21 protein-coding genes and 1 pseudogene are annotated in these 21,656 nt (G+C 62.7%); 11 read left to right on the top strand and 11 right to left on the bottom strand.

Annotated elements, in window-relative coordinates:
• Nucleotides 1–395: DUF6118 family protein (locus tag IEX18_RS18375; RefSeq protein WP_229664717.1), on the top strand; the 395-nt coding region annotated here is incomplete at its 5' end.
• Between the two features lie 250 nt (nt 396–645).
• Nucleotides 646–2,064, top strand: a complete 1,419-nt coding sequence (phoA, locus tag IEX18_RS18370; protein ID WP_188661366.1) for an alkaline phosphatase — start codon at nt 646–648, stop codon at nt 2,062–2,064.
• Nucleotides 2,065–2,155: 91 nt separating this feature from the next.
• Here phoA and IEX18_RS18365 read toward each other — a convergent pair whose 3' ends face one another.
• From IEX18_RS18365 to IEX18_RS18350, 4 genes and pseudogenes are all read right to left on the bottom strand, one after another.
• Nucleotides 2,156–2,959, bottom strand: coding sequence for a S1/P1 nuclease (locus IEX18_RS18365; protein WP_188661364.1), 804 nt, complete (start codon nt 2,957–2,959; stop codon nt 2,156–2,158).
• Nucleotides 2,960–3,091: 132 nt separating this feature from the next.
• A complete protein-coding gene (locus IEX18_RS18360; RefSeq protein ID WP_188661361.1) occupies nt 3,092–6,346 on the bottom strand; it encodes a TonB-dependent receptor in 3,255 nt (1,084 codons plus the stop codon).
• 516 nt (nt 6,347–6,862) lie between these two features.
• A pseudogene (locus IEX18_RS18355) lies at nt 6,863–7,060 on the bottom strand (transposase); the annotation flags it as partial.
• Nucleotides 7,061–7,204: 144 nt separating this feature from the next.
• Nucleotides 7,205–9,244, bottom strand: a complete 2,040-nt coding sequence (locus IEX18_RS18350; RefSeq protein WP_188661357.1) for a TonB-dependent receptor — start codon at nt 9,242–9,244, stop codon at nt 7,205–7,207.
• A gap of 98 nt (nt 9,245–9,342) precedes the next feature.
• On the opposite strand from IEX18_RS18350, the gene IEX18_RS18345 reads away from it, so the two are divergent.
• Together IEX18_RS18345 and IEX18_RS18835 are read left to right on the top strand one after the other, a co-directional pair.
• Nucleotides 9,343–9,666, top strand: coding sequence for a hypothetical protein (locus IEX18_RS18345; RefSeq protein WP_229664716.1), 324 nt, complete (start codon nt 9,343–9,345; stop codon nt 9,664–9,666).
• A complete protein-coding gene (locus tag IEX18_RS18835) occupies nt 9,569–9,979 on the top strand; it encodes a hypothetical protein (protein ID WP_308419363.1) in 411 nt (136 codons plus the stop codon). The genes IEX18_RS18345 and IEX18_RS18835 overlap by 98 nt, the downstream gene beginning before the upstream one ends.
• A gap of 27 nt (nt 9,980–10,006) precedes the next feature.
• Here IEX18_RS18835 and IEX18_RS18340 read toward each other — a convergent pair whose 3' ends face one another.
• Entirely contained in the window at nt 10,007–11,962 is a 1,956-nt protein-coding gene (locus IEX18_RS18340) for a cytochrome c/FTR1 family iron permease (protein ID WP_188661351.1), read from the bottom strand.
• Between the two features lie 303 nt (nt 11,963–12,265).
• Between IEX18_RS18340 and IEX18_RS18335 the strand changes: the two genes are divergently transcribed.
• The 6 genes from IEX18_RS18335 (at nt 12,266) to IEX18_RS18310 (ending at nt 16,127) form a co-directional block, all read left to right on the top strand.
• A complete protein-coding gene (locus IEX18_RS18335) occupies nt 12,266–13,228 on the top strand; it encodes a tyrosine-type recombinase/integrase (protein WP_188661348.1) in 963 nt (320 codons plus the stop codon).
• Between the two features lie 66 nt (nt 13,229–13,294).
• The gene (locus IEX18_RS18330; protein WP_188661345.1) at nt 13,295–13,681 is read left to right on the top strand and encodes a type II toxin-antitoxin system RelE/ParE family toxin; all 387 of its coding nucleotides are present in this window, start codon (nt 13,295–13,297) and stop codon (nt 13,679–13,681) included.
• A complete protein-coding gene (locus tag IEX18_RS18325; RefSeq protein ID WP_188661341.1) occupies nt 13,662–13,991 on the top strand; it encodes a helix-turn-helix domain-containing protein in 330 nt (109 codons plus the stop codon). The genes IEX18_RS18330 and IEX18_RS18325 overlap by 20 nt, the downstream gene beginning before the upstream one ends.
• A gap of 196 nt (nt 13,992–14,187) precedes the next feature.
• Complete coding sequence (locus tag IEX18_RS18320) at nt 14,188–14,835, top strand: AAA family ATPase (RefSeq protein WP_188661335.1); 648 nt, start codon at nt 14,188–14,190, stop codon at nt 14,833–14,835.
• Nucleotides 14,836–14,839: 4 nt separating this feature from the next.
• Complete coding sequence (locus IEX18_RS18830; RefSeq protein ID WP_308419362.1) at nt 14,840–15,130, top strand: ribbon-helix-helix domain-containing protein; 291 nt, start codon at nt 14,840–14,842, stop codon at nt 15,128–15,130.
• A gap of 43 nt (nt 15,131–15,173) precedes the next feature.
• Nucleotides 15,174–16,127, top strand: coding sequence for a replication initiator protein A (locus IEX18_RS18310; protein ID WP_188661332.1), 954 nt, complete (start codon nt 15,174–15,176; stop codon nt 16,125–16,127).
• A 579-nt stretch (nt 16,128–16,706) separates the two neighbouring features.
• Here the strand turns inward: IEX18_RS18310 and IEX18_RS18305 are convergent.
• The 6 genes from IEX18_RS18305 to IEX18_RS18280 all read right to left on the bottom strand — a co-directional run bounded on the left by IEX18_RS18305 (nt 16,707) and on the right by IEX18_RS18280 (nt 19,033).
• The gene (locus IEX18_RS18305) at nt 16,707–16,874 is read right to left on the bottom strand and encodes a type IV secretory system conjugative DNA transfer family protein (protein ID WP_444544617.1); all 168 of its coding nucleotides are present in this window, start codon (nt 16,872–16,874) and stop codon (nt 16,707–16,709) included.
• A gap of 80 nt (nt 16,875–16,954) precedes the next feature.
• Nucleotides 16,955–17,170 (bottom strand): hypothetical protein, encoded by a 216-nt coding sequence (locus tag IEX18_RS18300; RefSeq protein WP_188661329.1) that lies wholly within the window; start codon nt 17,168–17,170, stop codon nt 16,955–16,957.
• Nucleotides 17,171–17,309: 139 nt separating this feature from the next.
• Nucleotides 17,310–17,894: a manganese efflux pump MntP gene (locus tag IEX18_RS18295; protein ID WP_229664715.1), complete on the bottom strand. Its 585-nt coding sequence runs from the start codon at nt 17,892–17,894 to the stop codon at nt 17,310–17,312.
• Between the two features lie 287 nt (nt 17,895–18,181).
• On the bottom strand, nt 18,182–18,466 hold the full coding sequence (locus IEX18_RS18290; RefSeq protein ID WP_188661325.1) for a hypothetical protein: 285 nt from the start codon (nt 18,464–18,466) through the stop codon (nt 18,182–18,184).
• Nucleotides 18,466–18,690, bottom strand: a complete 225-nt coding sequence (locus IEX18_RS18285; protein WP_188661322.1) for a conjugal transfer protein TraD — start codon at nt 18,688–18,690, stop codon at nt 18,466–18,468. The genes IEX18_RS18290 and IEX18_RS18285 overlap by 1 nt, the downstream gene beginning before the upstream one ends.
• Before the next feature lie 13 nt (nt 18,691–18,703).
• A complete protein-coding gene (locus IEX18_RS18280; protein WP_188661319.1) occupies nt 18,704–19,033 on the bottom strand; it encodes a conjugal transfer protein TraD in 330 nt (109 codons plus the stop codon).
• Nucleotides 19,034–19,208: 175 nt separating this feature from the next.
• On the opposite strand from IEX18_RS18280, the gene traA reads away from it, so the two are divergent.
• The coding region (gene traA / locus IEX18_RS18275; RefSeq protein WP_188661317.1) for a Ti-type conjugative transfer relaxase TraA at nt 19,209–21,656 on the top strand (2,448 nt) is incomplete at its 3' end.

The raw sequence follows: 21,656 nt of genomic DNA, 5'->3' as shown, positions 1-21,656 counted from the left end.
ACAAGGCCCGCGTCATGGCCGAGCTTCGCACCATCGCCGGGTCCGCATGGACGCGGGCCGACCAGAAGAACCGGCAGCTATGGTTCGCCCTGGGCGGGGCGGCGATCGGCATCCTCGCATGGGCGGTCCTGCCCGGCCTGGCCGCGCGCGAGATCGCGCCGGCGAGCTGGCAATGGCCCGAGCGCATGGCGGCGCGGACGCTCGACTTGCCCCGTTGGGAAGCGGGACAGCGCATGATGCAGAGCGCCAGCCCGGCCGCGTTCCGCGCGATCGTCGCGGCCGACAGGATCGTGACGGCCAACCGCGAAGCGATCGAGGGGTGCAGCAAGGCCGCAGCACGAGCGCGTGAGACGGTGCGATGCACGATCAGAATTGGCCCTGAGGAACCCAGATGAGCGCGGCGTGGTGATGACGAGGCCTGCCGTGGGGCCGCAACGCGGCGCTGTTCGCTCATCCAAGTGGGGCACCAAGACGCGCGAACGCTCAGTTCGGGTTAAACCTCGTTTCTAGACTTTCCTGCTGCGTCGGCCGGAGCAGCTGTCATAACACTGACTTCTGTGTGCCCCAGAGTCGCGGACTTCCGCTAGCGCACCTCCTGTCGACTCAGGCCGGGTGGACCCTCGCACGCCATCATTGAGGCCTCCCATGATCTCGTTACGTCTTTCACTCCTCGCCGTTGCTGCCGTCGTCGCCACTTCGGCGGCCGCCCAACAAAAGCGGCCAGACCTAGCCCGCAATGCGGGTAGGGATTTGAGCGCTCCGGGCGGTGCCCGCAGGATCAACGGCGACATGACCGCCACCTATCGAGGGATGCTCACCGACAGTGAAGTCAGAAACGTCATTTTGTTGATCGGCGACGGCATGGGTGATTCGGAGATCACCCTGGCGCGCAACTATGCCGAAGGCGTAGCGGGCTATTTCAAGGGTATCGACGCGCTGCCGGTGACCGGCCAGTACACGCATTACGCGCTCGACCGGCAGACCGGCAAACCCGATTACGTGACAGATTCTGCGGCGGCGGCCACCGCTTGGGCAACCGGCGTAAAGAGTTATGATGGGGCGATTGGGGTCGACATACGCGGCAAGCCGCACCCTTCGTTGGTCGCCATAGCGCGAGCAGCCGGGCTTGCCACCGGCAACGTCACCACCGCCGAGATCGAGGATGCCACCCCGGCGGCCCAAATGGCCCATGTCGCCTTCCGAAAATGCTACGGCCCGGTCGCGACCAGCGCGACTTGCCCGGCCGATGCGTTGGAGAATGGCGGTCCCGGCTCGATCGCCGAGCAGACCCTTGATACGCGCGCTGATCTGGTACTCGGCGGCGGCGCCGCGACCTTCGACGAGGCTGCGAAGGCAGGTCGCTGGAAGGGCACGACGCTGATTACTCAGGCTCAGGCGCGCGGCTATAGTGTAGTGCGCGATGCTGCTGCACTGGGCGCGGTGACAGTAGCCGATCAGAAGCGGCCGCTGCTCGGCCTCTTCGCGTCCGGCAACATGCCAGTGCGGTGGGAGGGACCGCGTGCCACGCTGCACGGCAATCTCGATCAGCCGCCGATCACCTGCCAATCGAATGCAGCGCGTGATTCCACTATGCCGACACTGGCGGCGATGACGCGCAAGGCAATTGGCTTGCTGAAGGGGCGGCCCAAAGGTTTCTTCCTCCAGGTCGAGGGCGCGTCGATTGATAAACAGGACCATGCCGCCAATCCGTGCGGCCAGATCGGCGAAACCATAGACCTGGACGAGGCGGTTCAGGAGGCGCTCGCCTTCGCGCGTGCCGATGGCCACACGTTGGTGATCGTGACCGCAGATCATGCGCATACCAGCCAGATCGTCAGAAACGGCACTAAGGCCCCGGGCCTTACCGCAGCCCTGACGACCCGCGATGGCTCCATTATGACCATCAGTTACGGCACGGCCGAAACCGGCTCGCAGGGACATACTGGTGCCCAGCTGCGCGTCGCCGCTTTCGGTCCTCGCGCCGCCAATTTCATGGGCCTCACCGATCAGACCGACATGTTCTACACGATCAGAGACGCTCTGAAACTGGGGGAAACAGAGTGAAGCGTTGATAACTACCGAGCAGGACTGGAAATTGCGGCATTACGGCCGTGGGCACGTTAACATTTCGAACGTGCCCATAGGCATCTAACACCTATCGCGAGGTGGTATGATGTTTTGGTCTTGCAACAAACAACCGGTTGAGATACGCTGCAATACGTAGGCCACCCTTCTCCAGCTGTTGTTCGATTATGGCATGATTCTGGAACGTGTAGGCGTAAGAGAGATTCGGCGTGGATGGATAGATCGCGTCCCGCAGAATAGTGCTTTCTGCGATCCAGACGAGTGAATTGGGGCTGCTCCACCCGACGACTTGTTGCGGCTTGATCTTGGCCAGCAGGTACTGCGTCCATTCCGAGTAAGATAGCTGCTCCTGATCGATGAGCCCGGAGTCCCACACAGAATGGAGATTCGTTTTCAGTCCGAACAACGTCACCGGAACTTCGTTGCCGCCGTGGTCTACTCCATTGCCTGTATGCAGTGGCTGCTGAAGATCGCCAACGATGTGGACGATGAAGCGAAGCGCAAGTTGCTTGTCAGCCCGAGGTGCCTTAGGATTTCGCAACGTTGCCGAGAAGCGTCGTAGAGCGGTGACGGCGTCGCCTTCCGAAGGCGCGCCTACCTCCGAATAGGTCTTTCCCTTGGGAACGGTCACATAGTGGTATGGACTCGCGGTTTTCTGCCAAAAAGGGTCAGTGCTCGACCGCATGAAGTCTGGCCAATTTGATGCTTCGGCGAGGCTTTCGGTTCCTAGGATATGATTTATTTCCGTTCGTGCGCGGCTACTCAGATAGTGATCGGCGATGGCACCCGTGATCCGATGGCCGGTCTTTCCCCAAGCCATAGCCGGTGAAGAGCCGAGAAAGCCGAGAATTGCAATAGCGAGATGGACAAACATGCGCCTGCTGCGGACCATAGATTGTAACTGCGGGGATATCGGACACATCCACTATTCTCCAGGCCGCTAAGGCTCAGAATGTTAAGTCGGCCGAGTTTAACTCGCTAGTCTGCAAACCTTTTGTATAACAAATCAAAACGTAAAGCGCACGCCGAGGCGAATCTGGTAAAGTGACTGGGTTACATTAAGCGCCTCGTTAGGGGCGCGAAAGCCCGAGTAGATGTATTGTGCGCAGCCGGTGGCGGGATTGGTAGCACTTCCGATATTGCCGGTGAGTGCCGATCCGTTAGCGCTCGCGCACTGCACGTTTACCAGCGCCGCCGACCCGTTGACCTGACGCAGGCCGCCCCAATTTTTGTTGAGCAAGTTTGGCAAGTTATTGATATCGCCAAACAGGGTAATGCGCGACTTGCCGATAAAGGTCGGAATCTCCTGCTCAATATGCAGGTCGATCCGCGTGAAGGCACGGCTGCGAGCGGTGTTCTTGTCCACGATCTTGCCGCGATACTTGGCCAGGCCCGGATGGGCGTTGATGTAGGCATCGAGCGCCGCCGCGGTCGTTCCGTCACCATAGGCGATGACCGGATCGTTGGTGCCGATCGGCACGTACAGAAGATTGCTACCGACGCTGCCGTTCAGATTGGTACCGAAGACTGGAGACCGCGTTGTGGTGGGATCGCTCATCGTATAGCTGTACGGAAGGCCTGCGCGGGTTTCGCCGAACAGCTGGAAAACGGTACGATAGTCGTCGAAGAAGGCGTGATCGTAGCCGACGCTATACTTGAACGACCATTTGGTCTGGTTGTCCGAGATGCCATAGGCAGGGTAATTAGGATCGGCGAAAAACTGATACCGATAGTTCGAATTGATCGTGGACGATGACGCGTTACTCACATCCTTCACGTCCTGCCGGGTGTAGCTGCCGAACAACGACAGGCCCCAGTCGAAACCCTTGCTTGCACGCACGACGCCGATATGGCTGCGGCCACGCGAGGAATTTCCCGCTATAATGTCGTAGTTGTTGTCGTTGTTCGCGACCAGGCCATTATAGCGGGGACGCCCGTCGGGCAGGCGCCCGACCACGACCGAGCGGCCATCGGTGAAGATCACACTGTTGACGTTGTTCGAGTAATAATAGTCAGCGCCCAGATCGATGCCGAACAACGTATAGTCGGCGGACAGGGTTGCCTTCAGCGACGATGGCAGCTGGAAGTCTCTCGAGAGCGCGCCGGTGTTAGTTTTCGCCAGCAGGGCCGGTGTGGCCGCGGTGCCGGCATAGGCGGCGATCGCACTGGGAACATTGCCGGTCACATTGTTGAGCGCAAGGTCGCAGATACTACCTGGCGTATTGCAGGTCGCATCACGCGAGAGGAAAATCGAGTTGGTCGTGATCGTGTTCGAGAAGCTGTTCGACAGATAGATATCCGGCGAACCACCTCCGAAAATGCCTGCACCGCCGCGGATTTTTAGCGCAGATATCGGTTTCCAGCTAAAGCTAGCGCGCGGCTCAAACAGTTCGAGGCCCTTATAGGTCTTGGTATTCGGATAGCCATAACGCTGCTGGAAATAAGGGTTGTATGTCGGATAATTGTTCATCGCGTACAGGTTGGCACGAACGCCGTAGGCGAACGACAGCGTTGGGGTGATCTGCCAGTCGTCCTGCAGACCGAAGGCATACTGCGTATAGCGGAAGTCCGCAGCGGCGCTGGTCGGCGAGCCATCCAGTGTGGCAGCATAGTTCAGGCTGTTAGCTCGGCCCGCCTGATAGTCGGCGAGCGAGTCAAAGTAGAAGGCGCCGAGGCTGTTGGGCACGAAGTTGTTGAAGGTGCGCTTTTCGGTGATGTCGACGAGTGCTTTGACCTCGTGGTCACCAGCGCGATAGCGCGCCAGGAGCGAGCCTTCCCAAGTGTCGAAGAACAGCTGGTTGGTTTGGCGGAAATTGTCGGGACCAAATGTTACGCTCGGCACGCCGGTGGAGCAGCCCGTAGCCGACGGGCGGGTCCCTGAGCCCGCATTGTTGGTCGGGTCAAGACAGACCTGCAACTGACCGTTGGGGCGGCCACCAAGCGGTTCCTGACCACGCTTGGTGGAACTGTAGATAAGGCGTGCTTCGGTCGATAGATTGTCGGTCCAGTCCGAGTTCAGCTGGACGATCCCAGTCCGCAGCAGCTCGGTCAGCGCATAGGCGTTTGTGCTGAGGCCGTACCTTGGCGTGCTGCTGGACGACGACGTGTTGTTCTGGCTGACCAGTGAGTCGTAAGCATTGATGTACGACAGCGACAGCTTCTGGCCGTCGGTGATGTTCCAATCGATACGGCCGACGATCTTCTCGTCCTTGCGCGGGTTGATTGTCAGGACCGAACCAGCGTCGATGCCGTATTTGGTTTTTGCGATGCCCACGACGTTATCGACCGCACTTTGTGTGAGACCCGGCACCTGAGCGAGTTGTGTGCTGAACGGCCGGGGATCGGTGTTGCGCTCGGCCGACACCATGAAGAACAGCTTGTCCTGAATAATCGGGCCGCGGAACGTCGCGCCATAGGTTTCCGATTTGTACTTGGGCGGGGTGATCGTCGTAGAGCCGATGCGGGTGCCCGACAGGCCATCGGTGTTCTGCGAGTAGAAGCCCGTGCCGTGAAACTCATTGGTGCCCGAAAGCAGCACGGTATCAATCGCACCGCCTTGGAAGCCGCTCTGGCGAAAATCATAAGGCGCGATCGAGACCGAGACTTGGCCGATTGCGTCGAACGGAATCGGGCCGCGGTTAGTGGGGCTGGCGTCCTGGTTTAGGCCGAAGCTGTCGCCGACAGTCGCACCGTTGATGGTGAAGCGATTGAAGCGCGGATTAACGCCTGCGAATGCAACGGCGCCGCCGCGGTCACCTGCGTTCGAAAGATCGAGCGTAGCGAACGGGTCGCGTCGCTCGACGTCGCGTATGTCGCGGTTGACCGAGGCAACCTTGCTCACGTCGGCCTGGGTAAGTACGGTCTGCGGTCCGTCCGACGAGGTGCCGGCGCCCTGCACACGCGATGCCGTCACGACGATGTCGCCGCCGCCTTCGGCGACTAGGTCGATCGGCAGGTCATAGGATTGCTGAACAACGGTGAAGATGTCGGTGACAGTCTTGCTTCCTTGTGCGCTCCGTACCTCGACGGTGTAGGGACCGCCGGGACGAAGGCCGGATAGGCTGAAATTGCCATCGGCGCCGGTCGTCGCGGTCGAGCGTGTGCCCGAGGGAACATTGGTCACGACTACACTCGCGCCCGAAACCGGCGCACCATCGGCTGTGACCGAGCCACGAATAGACGAGGTTGTTTCCTGCGCCATCGCGGCTGCTGGGATCACGAGAGCGGCGACGGCTACGCACAGAAAAAGGCTGTTCTTCATGAATATCGTTTCCCCATTTATCGGGAAGCCCTTGCACTCCGGGGACTACACTTTTGTGAAATCTGGCAGAAAAGTTAACGCCTTCCACACGATCGTGCTGCCGTTCGGCACCCATTCTCCGGGCTGACGCATCGTATCGCGATCGGCCGTCCGGCTTGGTGGGTAGCCCGATAATCCGCAGCGTCGCTCGAGGAAAACGCCGCTGCGCTTTTGCGATCAGCGTCTGCTAATCGAGATCGGGGGCGAGAGCGCCCCACTGCCCTTCGGCGGCCGCTGCAACGCCGCATAGTGGCCGAGCACGGTGGTATTGGCTGGATCGGCGAACCGATCGCCGACGTAGTTCGCCCCCGCGCCTATCCCGAACCGCGTCGCGATTGTCTTGGTCACGAAGGCATTGACGGCAATTTTCGGCGTAATGGTCGCACGCTTGCCGACGAAGGCCGGCGTTGCCGAGGCGGTGATGCGCGTGTCGAGATAAGCATAGCCCGCAATCGCACGGAAACCCGACGGAAGATCGAGCGCGGCCGATAGTTCCTCGAGCACCTTGAGCTTACGTGCCTGCGACACGCCCAGCCCGCCGTACTTGGCCTTCCAAGCGTAGAACGTCGGGCTGCTGATCCCGTGCTTGCGGCACACATCCGCCGTCTTTGCACCGGCCTCCTGCTCACGCAGGATCGCGATCACCTGCTCCTCGGTGAACCTGCTCCGCTTCATCGTCCGTCCTCCTCATCAGAAGGACTCTATCTCAGACTGGTCGAGTTTCAGGGGAGCACGTCAGCGGTCATGCCTTAGCATTAGGAGCTTTACCACGATCGAGCTGGCTTCTCAGGCGTCGCCACAATCAACAGTAAAGCAGGTCTAAAACCCTGTCCGCACTGTCAGCCGGGCGTTGATTGGCGCTCCGGTTGAGATGTTGTTGTTGTCGTATGCGTCGGAATAATACCGCGTGTTCGCCAAGTTTTCGACGTTGAGCTGGACCTGGGTGCGTGCCGACACGCGGTAGAGCAGCGCCACATCGAGGCGGGTGTAGGCCGGGAGGAGCGTGGTGGTCGGCTCGGTGCGGATCGCTGCCCACTGGCTTGATTGGTGGACCAGGCCGGCACCTAGCCCAAAGCGCGGGGTCGCCTGCCAACGCGCCCAGACCGAGGCGCGCGCGCGCGGCGTTTGGGCGAGGCGAACTGCATCGTTGCCGCGTAACCGGGCGTCGAGCCAAGTGTAACCTGCGCTAACGTCAAGCGTCGGGAGCAGCCGCCCGGTCACCTCGGCCTCAACCCCCTCGGTTCGGGTCGCGCCGATGTTGAGCAACACGAGCGGATTGTCCGGGGCGGGCGTGGTCGCATTGGTGCGGTCAAGGCGGAAGGCGGCCACCGTTGCGATCAGCGCCGGGGTGGGCTGCCACTTTACCCCGACTTCATAGTTCTGGTAGGATTCCGGTTCGAGGTTGCGCTCATCGGCGATCAAACCCTCGACAAATTGATCACCCGACCGCGGCTGGAAAGAGCGTGCGTACGACCCGTACAGACGGACCTTGTCCGTCGGCTTGAACACGACACCAAACCGTGGCGAGAAATTGCTGTCGGTGCGCGCGAACGGGCGTATCGGGGTGGTAATGAGATCATCTCCCTTAAATGCGAACCGATCCCAGCGCACCCCCGCAATCACATCGAGCCAAGACGCAAGGCTGACCTGGTCTTGCACATAAAGCGAGAAAAAATCGACCTGAGTCCGCAAATCGAAGGCGACCTCGTCGAGCGCTACCATCGAGGGAGCGGGTGTCAGCACCGATACCGAACCGGGTGTAACCGTCCCCTCCACCTCGCGTCCGGTGCTTGCCTGTGAGCCATATTCTGCACCGACCAGCAGCGTATGTTCAGCGCCCAACAGGCGGCGCTTCGCCACGATATTCGATTGGACGATCAAATTCCTGCGATGCGTCCGGTTCGCATAAGCTGCGAGCGCGACCGTGCCAGTGGGCGAAGTAGCCGGAGCGTCCGGGTAAACATTGGCGTAGGACTTGTCGTATTCGGCATAGCGCGCGATGGTCGACCAGGTGACGCCGGGGGCGAGTTCACCATCGAGCCGCGCCGTGGTGATATCAGCGGCGAGGCGCGCCGAGTTGAACCCGGGCAGGCCGAAAAAAGTTCGGCGGTCGCCCGGAAGCGGCCTGTTAGGAGCGTTCGGAACTTCAATCGAAGGTACGCCGCGATCAGCCACGCGCACGTCCTGGACATGCTCGTAGGCAAGTCCCGCGCGCCAGTTGGGAGCGATTTCAACTAGTAGCTGCGGGTTCACAGCCCAACGGTCGCCGCCAAAATAGGCGCGGTGATTTTGAAGACGCTCGTAGAAGGCATCAACCCGTGCCGCCGTAGTGCGGCCGAGCGGCAAATTAAGCCCCAAGCCGGCGTCGGCACCGCCAAAACTGCTTACCCCCGCCTGGGCCGCGCCCTGGGTCAGACCGAGTTCTGGACGGACGGTTACGCGATTGATGACACCACCACCGCTGCCGCGACCGAACAGCAGCGCGTTGGGACCTTTGATCACCTCGACACGGGCGAGGTTGTAGAGCGGACGGAAATATTCGACGTCATCGCGCACACCGTCGAGAAAGAAGCTCGCGGTCGTTACCTGCCCGCGTATCGCGATCTGGTCGGTGTTGCCCTCGCCCTGTCCAACGGTGACCCCCGGCACGTAGCGCAGCACGTCTGCAACGCTACGAAGCGCGCCATCGGCTATGCGTTCGGCGGTGACCACGCTGACGGTCTGCGGCGTGTCTTCGAGCGGAGTGTTGGTCTTGGTCGCGGCTGCGGCGTCGGCCCGGTAAGGGTTGTCGCGCTTGCCAGTTACGACGATTGCATCTTGACCGCCTTCAGTAGCAGCGGCTGCGGAAAGCGGCAGCATTGCCGCGATACCAAGCGGGAGACCATAACGGAGCAATGGCGGACCTTTCGAGCCAGCTACCAGCAGCAATCGCCAGTACTGCATTTCCACTATCGAGAATGATTATCAATCGCAAGCCCGAGCGGCTATTTTTTGCCTGGAAGGACCGGCCCGCCAGCCGCCGGCAGCAGGCCGATCTGATGCTGCTCGCGCACGCCCGATCGGCGTTCGCGCTGCTGGCGGCAATCCTCTATCGCACCGGCTTACGCCGATGGCCCCCTCCCGACGCGCACGGCGGCGCTGGAGCGCGCTGCGTTCGACGCCGATCGCGCCTCGATCTTGGCGATGGCCGGGAATTACAAGGTGACGTCCGACTTCCGCGAAACGGCGCCGTGGCACGCCGATTATACGCCGATCGCGGCCAAGGTGTCAGGCGGGCATAAGAGCGTCCGCGTGATCGAGAATAGCGGGCGGCGGATCGTCCTCCAGCATTTGCTCGTCGTCAAAACCGACGAGGGCAAGTCGGAACCGCGATGCGCGCCGCCCGAGGCCACCTCACCCCGATACACAGAGCCGGTGACGACGATAGCCTGGACGAACGCGCGATGCTTGATCTACTCGCATCGGCGGTGGTTGCCCGGACAACCTTCGGGAGTTCTGCGATACCGCCCGGTTTGTCGGGTGCGCTCGCATGGGCTGTCGCGAGCACAAATCGCCTTCTTGAGCCATCTTTTGGTGAAACTGACGCTCGCATGAACTCAAGTGCGAGGCGCTGCCCATCTCTTAGCCGGGGGACACGCGGCGCACGGGGAGCCTTTTCCGACGATTGAAGGCGAAGCCGATCACTATCGCGGCCAGCATCGCAAGCTGCGCCAGCACCGATTGCCAGGTCGGGAACAGTCCCAGCATCGAGAGGCGCGGAACGCTGGCAAGGGGTGCAATGTCGATGATACCAGCTTCTTGAAGGGCGGCGACGCCCTTGCCGGCCAGCACGACCGTCAGAGCGGCCATCAGCCACGAGCTGTAGCGGAAGAACTGCGTGATCGGTAGCGTCCGGCTGTAGCGGAGCATCACCCAGGCGATTATGCCGAGAAGACCGATCGCCGCCCCGGCCCCGGCGAGCAGCATCCCGTTGTTTCCCTGGGTCGAGAGCGCCGCGTAGAACAGGATCGTCTCGAAGACTTCCCGGTAGACCACCACGAACGCCAGCCCGAATAGAAACCACCCGGACCCGCCCGACAGCGCGCGCGACATTTTCTCCCGAATGTAGCGTTGCCATTGATCGGCTTGCGCCTTGCCGTGCATCCAGATTCCGACCGAGAGCAAGATGATCGCGGCGAACAGCGAGCCGAACCCTTCGGTCAGTTCCCGGCTCGCGCCGCTGATCCCGACCGCATAGGTGGCGATCGCCCAGGTGATCCCGCCGGCGACGAGCGCGCCGATCCACCCGCCATGCACATAGCGCAAGGCTTCCGATCGTTCGGCTTTACGCAGGAACGCGATCATCGCCACGACGATCAAGAGCGCTTCCAGCCCTTCGCGCAGTAGAACCGTGAATGCCCCGAGGAAGGTGGACGCCTGCGTTGCGGCATCGGGCGCGAGCGCCGCCTCGGCGTCATCGAGTAGCCCGCCCAGCACTGCCACCCGTTCGGCCACATCATCGGCCGACGTGTTGCTTTCCACAGCGGCGCGGTACTCGCCCATCGCGCCTTCGATTCGGGACATGAGCGTAGCGTCGCGCGCCGAGAGCATCGGTTCGATCGGCTCGAACCCGTCAAGATAGGCGGACAGCGCCAGCTCCTTTGCGGCGCGCCGATCGCCGCGCCGGAACGCGGAGAGGCTTTGCGCGAGCTTGGCCCGCGCCACGGAGAGCGAGCCTGGAGCCTGCTGCATCACCTGCTCGGGGTGGCGTCGCAGATAGGCAAGCACCGCATCGGCCTTGGCTTGTCCGATGTTGCCCGCGAGCGCAGTCGGCGTGAGCGCGACCAAGGTCTTGAGATCGGGAATCCGCGCCCGCAAGCCCGCATCCAACTTCCACAGCCGCTCACCCTCGACCGCTTGCGCGTCCGCTAGGGCGAAACTGCCGGCGCGGAACGCCAGCGCCCAGCGCTGATCGTTCGGCAGATCGGCGAAGCTCTGCATCGCGGTTCCGTCGATGCCTTGGCTTATCACCTGATAGAGCGCGAACACGCTGCGCTGACGCGCGCGCTCGGTGTCGGTGAACGCGATCGGTGGGGTGGCGAGCTTGGCGGCATCCGGCCCCCGCCCGTTTCCGGTAAGGCCGTGGCACGAGGAGCAGTTTTGCGCGAATAGCCGTGTTCCCGCCGCGAGGTCCGGTGCCTTGTCCGGGGCGAGCGGCACCGGATAGGCTTTGAGCAAATCGGCGGCGAGGCCGTGCGCGAACGCCGCTACATCCTGGGGCGAGCCTTTGCGGGCGATCACCCCTTGGAGCTGCGAAGCGCGCTGGATCAGGGATTGTCGCTCGGGGGTCGCGGGAAGCGCGCGCAGGCGGATGGACACCCCGGCGGCAAACTCCGTCATTTCCGCATACTCGGACACGCTCTTGACCGAGCCATTGGCGACCGCCCCACCATAATCGACCGCCATATAGTCGAGCAGCCGCCACGCGGTTTGCACGTCGCCGGTATCGGCCATTGCGGCGGATGGAATGAGCAGCAGCATGAGCGACGCGACCAACGCGAATGCAGGCTTAGCCCACGCGAAACAGGAGGATGACATAGAACAATCGATTCCAGCTTTGTTCGTCTTGAACCTTGCGAACACCTCGCATTAGCAGAACGATGCAGGGTGCGCGACCGGCAAGTTCACGTCACCCAATCACGACCTGGCGTGCTGCGTCGCGCTGTGGCGGCCTCTCCCGCAAACGCTCGATTGCGGGAGGCTGCGCCGATCGCGGCTGAGCGGTGTCGATCGAGCTGTGGCATATCTCAAATCTGCTTCTTGCTTCGGCCAAGGATCCACAGCTCGCGCTACATATGATAATGTCCTTTATCGGATGTAGAAATTGCGTAGACTCCGGCCATGAACCAGCTCACCCCCCTGCCCTCACCCGCGCTCGCGTTGCCCGTGTTGGTCGCTGCGGCCGACGATCGCGCGCAGCGCCGATTTCTGGAGTTTTTCGCCGTGACCATTCGCAACCCGCACACACGCCGCGCCTATGCGCGCGCGGCGGGCGAGTTCCTGGCGTGGTGCGCGGCGCGGGGCGTGGTGTCGATCGCCGAGGTGCAGCCGTTGCACGTCGCGGCGTGGATCGAGGGGTTGGGGCGCGAGGTGAGCGCGCCGACCGTCAAGCAGCGGCTCGCTGGCGTGCGCCACCTGTTCGACTGGCTGGTGACGGGCCAGGTCGTGCCGGTAAATCCGGCCGCGTCGGTGCGCGGCCCCGCGCACAGCGTCCGGCGTGGCAAGACGCCGGTGCTTGCGCCCGACGAGGCGCGGCGATTGCTCGATGCGATCGACGTGACGACGCCGGCGGGATTGCGCGATCGGGCGCTGATCGGGTTGATGGTCTATTCGTTCGCGCGGGTCGGCGCGGCGCTGGAAATGCGTGTCGAGGACGTGTTCGTGCAGAATCGGCGTCTATGGGTGCGGCTGCATGAGAAGGGCGGCAAGCGTCACGAAATGCCCTGCCACCACAACCTTGAGGAGTATCTGACCGCCTATCTCGACAGGTGCGAGCTGCGCGACGATCGCAAAGGGCCGCTGTTCCGCACGATCGCGCGCGGGACCAGGCGATTAAGCAATACCCCCCTGCCCCAGGCCAATGCGTTCCAGATGGTGCGTCGGCGCGCAGTCGCGGCCGAGATCGAGACGGCGATCGGCAACCATTCGTTCCGCGCGACCGGCATCACCGCCTATCTGAAGAACGGCGGCACGCTGGAGCGCGCCGCGACGATGGCGAACCATGCGTCCACCCGCACCACCCAGCTCTACGATCGTCGGCCCGACGACGTAACCCTGGACGAGGTTGAGCGGGTGCTGATCTAGGCGCGAGGTTGAAGTATCAAACTTTGTATGATACCAAAGCCGATAAGCGAGGGGGCGATCGATTTCATGCGTGTGTTCAAGAACGCTTGGTTTCGGAAGTTTGCCCGCAAGGAGAACATCAGCGATGCGGCGTTGTGCGAGGCGGTTGCCCGTATTGAAGCGGGGCTGATCGACGCCGACCTTGGTGCTGGCTTGATGAAGCAGCGTGTCGCACGGCCCGGTGCCGGGAAGTCCGGTGGTTATCGGACGGTTCTTGCCTTTCGGACGGCGACGCGGGCGGTTTTCATTTTCGGCTTCGCCAAGAGTGCGCTGGCGAACATCGACGATGACGAGGAGCGTGCTTTGAAGGCGTTGGCGAAGCAGGTTCTGGGATTTGCGGACGCGGAGCTGGGCCGCCTGATTGTTGCGGGCAAATTCGAGGAGGTGTTGTGTGATGGCGAAGATGCAGCCTGAAACCTATCGCAGTGAGATCATGGCCGCTGTGCATGAGACGGCCGAGGACTTGTACGAGGTTGGCTTGATCGACAAGCGGACCATGCGCGATTTTGATGTGCAATGCCTCGCGCCGGCCCCTGCCCTCTCCCCTGCCGAGATCAAAGCTATTCGGGAGCAGGAGGCCGTGTCGCAGCCGGTGTTCGCTCGCTACCTTAACGTCTCGAAGAACCTGGTTTCCGAATGGGAGCGCGGGGCAAAGCGGCCGGGCGGTCCTGCCCTGCGTCTTCTTTCCGTTGTGAGAAAAGGCGGACTTCAGGCCATTGCCTGATTGCGGAGGTTCAGGCGCGCCCGTGCCGGACCACGCTCTATCTCCGCTTGCGCTTCGACCGAGCCGCTTGGTGGCGTCTCGTCGCTGACGCGTAACGATCGTTCGCGCGAGCCGGCCTATGCCACGGAGATAAGAAGGTTGTGCGATCCTGCCGTTCTGCATACCATCAACATACCAAAACTGAAGGTGTGCACAGTTGCATATAATCACACTCGCAGCGCAAAAGGGTGGCGTCGGTAAAACAACGCTTGCGGTTAATCTGGCGGTTGCGGCGCAAGCGGCAGGCATCAGGACGGCCCTGTTCGACCTTGACCCACAGGAAAGCGCGACGGCGTGGAGCGAGCGCCGAGAGGCCGAGCTACCTCATGTAGAGCCGATTAGTGCACGGCGCTTGAACCAGGCAATCGATGCGGCCGAGGCGAACGGTTTCGATCTTACCATCATCGACACGCCCCCGGCAGCCGGAGCCGAAGCAGTCGCCGCGGCGCAGCGCGCCGATCTCGTCCTGATACCATGCCGCCCTTCCCTAATCGACCTGGACGCGATCAAACGCACGGCCCAGCTCATCATTAGCACCGGCAGGACCGGCTATGTCGTGCTTAATGCAGCCCCGCCCACGGCGACGACGCTGCTGGACGATGCGCGGACACTGGCGGAAGATTCGGGGCTAAAGGTAGCGCGCGCAGTCATTAGAGAGCGCAGCGCCTATCGCGCAGCATGGCCCTATGGCCTTGGCGTGACCGAACACGAACCCAATGGAAAAGCCGCCCAGGAGATTGCATCGCTTCGGCAATTCCTGTTTGATGAATTGCAGGATTGCACACCTGCAAATGTGAAGGCTTGATGTTATGGCACGACGTTCCTCACTCCTCGCGCCTGCCGTCGCCACAAAGGCAAAGCCCGAGTCCGCCTCGTCCGAGCCTGTAGCGTCCCCACCGGAGGCGCGCGCTCCCCGATCGAGCGGACAGCGACCAGGCAAATATCATTTGGGCGCTTACTTCGACCCTGCCGATCCGACCGCCGAGGCGTTCCGGGTGCTAGCGGCACGGACGCGCCGCAGCCATCAGGATTTGCTGGCCGAAGCTATCGCCGAGCTGGTCGCCAAATACGACGCCGACAAACAGTTCGGACGCGCTTGAACGTGTGCACACATGCACAAATGCAATCGTGCAGGATTGAATTATGAAGAAGCGGCGCGACCCCAGCCCGGAGTTCGACCTGTTTCTGCCAATCATGGGCGACCTTCCGCTCAAGGACCAGCGGGAGATGATGGAACGGCCGTTCTTCTCCTTGCAGAAGCGCAAGCGGGTCAAACCGATCGAATATACCAGCCCGGACGGTGCGACCTGGGTAAAGATCGAGGCGATACCCGCCTACGGCATGGCGACGATTTGGGATGCCGATATCATCATATGGGCCACGTCGGCGCTAAATCGGATGCGGGAGCAGGGGGTCAACGACCTACCCAGGACGCTCACAACCACGTCCTACGACCTTTTGCGGGCGATCAAGCGCAACACCAGCGGACGCGCCTATCAAGACCTTCAGGCCGCCCTACAGCGATTACAAACGACTTCTATTTCCACATCGATCCGCGCCCCCAAGCGCCGCAGCAAGGCGGGTTTCAACTGGCTCGACAAATGGACCTTGGAGGTCGACCCCGAAACCGACCAGCCTCGCGGCATGACGATCACCCTGTCGGATTGGGTCTATGAGGGGATCATGGCGGAGCGGTCGCTTCTCACCATGCACCCTGATTACTTCCTACTGACCGGCGGGCTTGAGCGGGCGCTGTATCGTATCGCTCGCAAGCACGCCGGCAATCAGCGCGGCGGGTGGACGTGCCGGGTGGAGGTGCTGCGCGACAAGACCGGCAGCGACAGCAAGCCTAAAGAGTTCAACCGAATGCTCCGCAAGATCGTGGAAACCAACCAACTCCCCGATTATGCGGTGGAAATGGTGGCAACCAACGACGGCAGCCCGGCGATTCTATTTCGGTTGAGAGGGGAGGCGGAAGCCTTGGCGCTCTCCGAGCAGCTCCAGGCCGAGCAGGACCGGCGCGACCGCATGGAAGCCGATCGACGGCGCACCGCAGAGGTCGATGACCTCATGGACCGACTTTCGGGCCGCTCCTAACTATCGTGTTATCACACACCGCCGCCCCGGGGGGCGGGGCATCTCGGCCGAGATCGGCGGCAGCAAGGCTTCCGGGATACCGGCGATCGGCATTTCCGAGCCGTTTGCTATCGTGTTTTCACACACTTTTGACTCGTGTTTTCACACACCGCACTATCGTGTTTTCACACACCGAATCACGTGTTTTCGCCCACCGAGGGGTCCATTAAGCCCTTGATAATTAACCTGGAAATAGCCGCTTTTCGCAGCTTAACCTACTTAACGATTCGTATTTAACAGAATCCTTTAACGTCAGCGTCGCACTCAGCAACCGACGAGAGAAGGTCAGATGGAATCGGCCGATGGCCGATGCGCTTTCGTGCCGCCTTCGGCGTCACAGGGGCGGCGCAAGCGCCGCTGGCTAGGCGAGGAAGAAGTCGGGGAGGGTGGGGGCCAGATCATGCCCCAGCGGCCGACAGGAGCGCGGTGAGGGCAGGGAATGAGCCTTTCGGCGTTCCGGTGCGCCGATCACAGCGAACTTCACCAGCAAGGCTTAAATCGGCCCGTTGGTTTGCGGCCCAGCGACTTAGCCGCGATCGATCACGCCGGATCGAACCGACCGGCAAACTCGCGATCGGCATAGTATCGCAGTTTGGCGGCGACGATCGGCCGCTGCCCGGCGAGGAACAGAAGCTGGCGATCGGGACGCAGTGTGCGGACTTCATCGGGGGTGAGCAGGGCGCGGCCGATATGCTGCTGTCCATACACCCCGTCCCGCCTAAGCGGCAAAAACTGAAACTGCCGACGATCATTGACTAAATCGTTGCGGTCTGGCGATGGCTGGTCAGTCAGGAGCCCAACATTGCGGCTTGCGCTGCGCGGAGCGACATCAACTTGCCTGGGTCGGTCGGTGCGAGGCAGTCCCAGCGGAACGCCGAGCGATCGGCCGCACCCTCTGTCCAGATCACTTCCGCGACATGGAACAGTTCTTGGACGGTCGGTGCGCGGTCGCCTGCGACACAGTCGATTACCGCATCATCGAACAAGGTGTTTGCCGAGCGCATCCTTTTTCTCCTGGTTGCTCACTATGCCAGGACCGTGACGCTGGTATAGTGAGCCAAGGGCGCTCGGCTTGTTCCTGGCACGGTTGCGCCGATCCCGTCCATCATACCGCCTTTGGCGGTATGATGGCTTCGCTGCCGGTTACGCTGTCGCGGTAAGATGCTGGAACAGGATGGACCCGCCAATGACGATCAACGCGAGGCCGCCCAGGATTTCAGCGTAGCGGCCGATATAGCTGCCGGCGTGCTTGCCGAGCATGACGCCCAGCGTAGCAACGACTGTCGTCACACCGCCAATGATGAGGCAGGCGGTGATGATATTGACCTGCATGACGGCCAGACTGACGCCGACAGCGGTAGCATCGATGCTGGTCGCCAAGGCGGTCGCGATCAACCGCCCCAGGTTGTTACCCTCGTCCCTGGGCGCGCCGCCCGCATTGGCAGCCTTGGCGGCAGCATAGATCATATGGCCGCCCACGCCGAGCAGCAGGAAGAACGCGATCCAATGATCGACCGCTGCGATCCATGTGCTTAGGGCAAGGCCGATCGCCCACCCGATCGCCGGTGTGATCGCCTCGAAAAAGCCGAACACCGCACCGACCCGTAGCGCGTCGATCCATCGATTGCGCTGATTGGTGGCACCCTTGCCGACCGCAGCGGCGAAGGCGTCCACAGACAGGCTCGCGCCGAGAGCGCCAAGCGTAAGTAAACCAGTCATCTTGAACATATCCCAAGGCCGTCGACGAACGATGCAAAGCGCCTCTGGCCACAGGGGAGGCGGTGCATCGTTGGTCTCGCTGGGCAGATCAATCGATCCGCTGTCATCGCCACGGGCTGCCAAACAAAGCGGCCCAAGGATGTTGACGATGACCCCGCATACTGCGGGTAGCTACTCCCCAAAGGAGCATCTCCAATATCTGGATAAACGATCACACGCAATCACTGAATGCGACTGATTTGATCGGATTGACGAATTAGGAGTGGGCATCGATAAATCCGCTCTCATCCTGCTGTTCAGACGTGCGCAGTCATGGGCGTGATCGGCAAGGAGCGATCGGCGTCGGGATGATCGAGCAGCCGGAGCAGGATTTGCGTGACGAGGGGAGGGGACACGGCCTCTTCCAGCATCATCTCCCAGAACGCATCCTCGTTCGGCGTCGGGATCATGTTTTCGATGACATGATTATGGCGCGAGTCTTCGTTAGCCATGCGCCACTCGGCAATGTCAGCGGGTGTGCCGCGCACAAAATCCATCGCCCGGACTTCCGCCCGCACCGCTTCGATATCGAAATGAGCCATCAGCTTGCCTCCGTGGTTTCCGCGTCCGCATCGAACGCGCGTTTGCCGCGTCGCTTCCACAGCGCCAGCACGTCGCCGGCATCATCGCCCCGCGCGCGTCCGGCGAGATCGAGCAGCGCGCCGTAGAGCGTTGCGCGATCGTCGTCGGTCAGCTCGACCAGGCCGGCTTTCTGGACCAGCCCGCCCAGCTCGATCAGGTGGCGCGTGCGTTCGCGGCGTTGCACGACCCAGCCCCTGCTATCCGTTCGCCGTTCCGCCGCTTCCGTCCGCAACGTCGCCGCCCGGTTCAGTCGCAGCGCCCGATCCGTCGATTGCAGCAGCGCCGCCACCTTTGCGCCCGCGCCGCTGAAAGAACGCAGCGCCCTCCGCACGCCATGCCTCCTTTGCGCTGGCATCCTTCGATCCGATCGCATCCAGCAGCACACCCGCGAGAGTCTCGGCATCGAGCGCATCGGCACCCGTAGCGGCGACCAGTTGCCCGAGCTGTTCGACCCGCTTCGCCTTGAGCGACCGGGCCTTGTCGTTCAGCGCCTTCAGCTCGGCATCGTAATCGCGAACCTTACGCATCGCTCCATCCTTCCGCGATCATCAGCCCGAACACCCTAGCGCAGCCGACGCAGGGGTAAAGCACGAACCGCAAAGACAGGAGCACCAAGTCAATCACGAGGAGCGCAGCGGATTGTGAGTGCGCGCTTATACGTCGTTGCCGACGTGCGCTAAGTAGGGCAATGTGCGGAGCGTCATGGCGATCTATCATTTCTCCGCCAAGGTCATCAGCCGCGCGAACGGATCGAGCGCCGTCGCGAGCGCCGCCTACCGCTCCGCGTCCGAGCTGCACGACGAGCGGCTCGGGCGGGATCACGATTTCAGCAACAAGGCGGGCGTCATCCACTCCGAGGTGATGTTGCCGCAAGGGTCGCCGGAGCGTTTAAACGACCGCGCTTGCCTTTGGAACGAGGTGGAGGCGGAGGAGAAGCGCAAGGACGCGCAGCTTGCCCGCGAGGTGGAGTTCTCGATTCCGCGCGAGATGAATGAGAAACAGGGTGTCCAGCTCGCGCGCGATTTCGTGAAGAAGCAATTTGTCGATCGCGGGATGGTCGCGGACCTGAACGTGCATTGGGACAAGGCGAAGGACGGCACCCCCAAGCCGCACGCGCATGTCATGCTGGCGATGCGCGACGTGGGGCCGGAGGGGTTCGGCAAGAAGAACCGCGACTGGAACTCGACCGAGCTGTTGAAGGACTGGCGCGAGGCGTGGAGCGCGCACGTCAACGAGCGCATGGCAGAGCTGGGGCTGGAGGGCCGGATCGACCATCGCTCCTACTTGCGCCAAGGGATCGAGCTGGAACCGCAACACAAGATCGGCCCGGCCGCGTCGCGGCGACCGGGGCAGGGGCTTGAGGCCGAGCGGATCGAGGATCACGCCCGCATCGCTCGCGACAACGGCGACAAGATCATCGCCAACCCCAATATCGCGCTGGACGCCATCACGCGGCAGCAGGCCACGTTCACCACCCGCGACCTTGCGACGTTCGCGTTCCGCCATTCGGACGGCAAGGAGCAGTTCGACCAGGTGATGGGGGCGGTGCGCGCGAGCCCCGAGCTGGTCGCGCTGGGAAGGGACGGGCGCGACCAGGAGCGGTTCACCAGCCGCGACATGATCGCGGTGGAGGCTCGGCTTGAGCGCGCCGGCGACGAGCTGGCGGGGCGGGGGGATCATGGTCTCCCGGCGCGGGCGATCAAGGGGGCGATCACGCGCGCCGGGAGTGAAGGACTCGTGCTCGGGGACGAGCAACGGGCCGCGCTGGAGCACATAACGGGGCCGAGCGGCATCGCCAATGTGGTCGGATATGCCGGGACGGGCAAATCAGCTATGTTGAGCGTGGCGCGCGCCGGGTGGGAGGCTGCGGGCTACCAAGTGCGCGGCGCGGCCCTTTCCGGCATTGCGGCAGAAAACCTTGAGGGCGGGTCCGGCATCGCGTCGCGCACCATCGCCAGCCTTGAACACGCATGGGGGCAGGGGCGCGAGCAGCTAGGCCCGCTTGATGTATTGGTGGTGGACGAGGCGGGCATGATCGGCTCGCGCCAGATGGAGCGGGTGTTCGCCCAAGCCCGCGATGCCGGGGCCAAGGTCGTCATGGTCGGCGACCCCGAGCAGCTACAGGCGATCGAGGCGGGCGCGGCGTTCCGCAGCGTCACCGAGCGGCACGGCGCGGCCGAGATCACCGAGATACGCCGGCAGCGCGAGGACTGGCAGCGCGACGCCACGCGCGCGCTGGCGACCGGGCGCACCGGCGAGGCGATCCACGCCTATGACGCCAAGGGCATGGTTCACGCGGCCGACACGCGCTTGGCTGCGCGGGGCGAGCTGGTGGACGGCTGGGATCGCGCCCGCCAGGCCGAGCCGGGCAAATCCCGCGTCATCCTCACCCACACGAATGCCGAGGTCCGCGAACTGAACGAGGAGGCGCGCGGCCGACTTCGCGCGACCGGCGACTTGGGCGAGGACGTGGCGTTCAGCGCCGACCGGGGGACGCGCGCGTTCGCGCGCGGCGACCGCCTGATGTTCCTGCGGAACGAGCGGTCGCTGGGGGTGAAGAACGGCACGCTTGGCACGATCGAGCAGGTATCGGCCGAGGGCATGAAGGTTCGGCTCGACAGCGGCGCGCACGTCGCGTTCGACGCGAAGGACTACGCCCACGTCGATCATGGTTATGCGGCGACGTTCCACAAAGCGCAGGGCGTGACGGTCGATCGCGCGCATGTCCTCGCCACGCCGGGCATGGACCGCCACAGCGCCTATGTCGGCATGTCGCGGCACCGCGAGGCCATGCAACTCCATTACGGCCGCGACGACTTCGCCGACCAGCGCCAGCTCGTCCGCGCCCTGTCGCGCGACCGGGGCAAGGACATGGCCGGCGACTATACGCGGCCAGAGCAGGACCCGGCGCGCGCATTTGCCGATCGGCGCGAGATCCGGTTCCCGGAACTCGCGCGCCAGGTGGCGGAGAAGGTCCGCGACAAGGCCAAGGGCATGTTCGCCGGGTTCCGGCCGAAACCGACGTCGGAGAAAACGACGTCGCCCGAGCGTGCCGGGGCCGATCGGCCGCTGGCGCCCTCGCAGGCCCGCGCGATCGAACGCTATGGGCGCGCAGCGGCCGATATAGGCCGGATGAAGGAAAAGGGGTTG

The organism is Sphingomonas metalli, from assembly GCF_014641735.1.
GTDB classification, from domain to species: Bacteria; Pseudomonadota; Alphaproteobacteria; order Sphingomonadales; family Sphingomonadaceae; genus Sphingomonas; species Sphingomonas metalli.
Note: the sequence above shows the minus strand (reverse complement) of the source record. Positions and strands in the feature narration are given on the sequence as shown.

Bases quoted from the DNA above. Each gene is read 5' to 3' on its own strand.
- phoA (WP_188661366.1), top strand. From the start codon at position 646: ATGATCTCGTTACGTCTTTCACTCCTCGCCGTTGCTGCCGTCGTCGCC.
- IEX18_RS18365 (WP_188661364.1), bottom strand. From the start codon at position 2,959: ATGTTTGTCCATCTCGCTATTGCAATTCTCGGCTTTCTCGGCTCTTCA.
- IEX18_RS18360 (WP_188661361.1), bottom strand. From the start codon at position 6,346: ATGAAGAACAGCCTTTTTCTGTGCGTAGCCGTCGCCGCTCTCGTGATC.
- IEX18_RS18350 (WP_188661357.1), bottom strand. From the start codon at position 9,244: ATGCTGCCGCTTTCCGCAGCCGCTGCTACTGAAGGCGGTCAAGATGCA.
- IEX18_RS18345 (WP_229664716.1), top strand. From the start codon at position 9,343: ATGATTATCAATCGCAAGCCCGAGCGGCTATTTTTTGCCTGGAAGGAC.
- IEX18_RS18835 (WP_308419363.1), top strand. From the start codon at position 9,569: ATGGCCGGGAATTACAAGGTGACGTCCGACTTCCGCGAAACGGCGCCG.
- IEX18_RS18340 (WP_188661351.1), bottom strand. From the start codon at position 11,962: ATGTCATCCTCCTGTTTCGCGTGGGCTAAGCCTGCATTCGCGTTGGTC.
- IEX18_RS18335 (WP_188661348.1), top strand. From the start codon at position 12,266: ATGAACCAGCTCACCCCCCTGCCCTCACCCGCGCTCGCGTTGCCCGTG.
- IEX18_RS18330 (WP_188661345.1), top strand. From the start codon at position 13,295: ATGCGTGTGTTCAAGAACGCTTGGTTTCGGAAGTTTGCCCGCAAGGAG.
- IEX18_RS18325 (WP_188661341.1), top strand. From the start codon at position 13,662: ATGGCGAAGATGCAGCCTGAAACCTATCGCAGTGAGATCATGGCCGCT.
- IEX18_RS18830 (WP_308419362.1), top strand. From the start codon at position 14,840: ATGGCACGACGTTCCTCACTCCTCGCGCCTGCCGTCGCCACAAAGGCA.
- IEX18_RS18310 (WP_188661332.1), top strand. From the start codon at position 15,174: ATGAAGAAGCGGCGCGACCCCAGCCCGGAGTTCGACCTGTTTCTGCCA.
- IEX18_RS18300 (WP_188661329.1), bottom strand. From the start codon at position 17,170: ATGCGCTCGGCAAACACCTTGTTCGATGATGCGGTAATCGACTGTGTC.
- IEX18_RS18295 (WP_229664715.1), bottom strand. From the start codon at position 17,894: ATGTTCAAGATGACTGGTTTACTTACGCTTGGCGCTCTCGGCGCGAGC.
- IEX18_RS18290 (WP_188661325.1), bottom strand. From the start codon at position 18,466: ATGGCTCATTTCGATATCGAAGCGGTGCGGGCGGAAGTCCGGGCGATG.
- IEX18_RS18280 (WP_188661319.1), bottom strand. From the start codon at position 19,033: ATGCGTAAGGTTCGCGATTACGATGCCGAGCTGAAGGCGCTGAACGAC.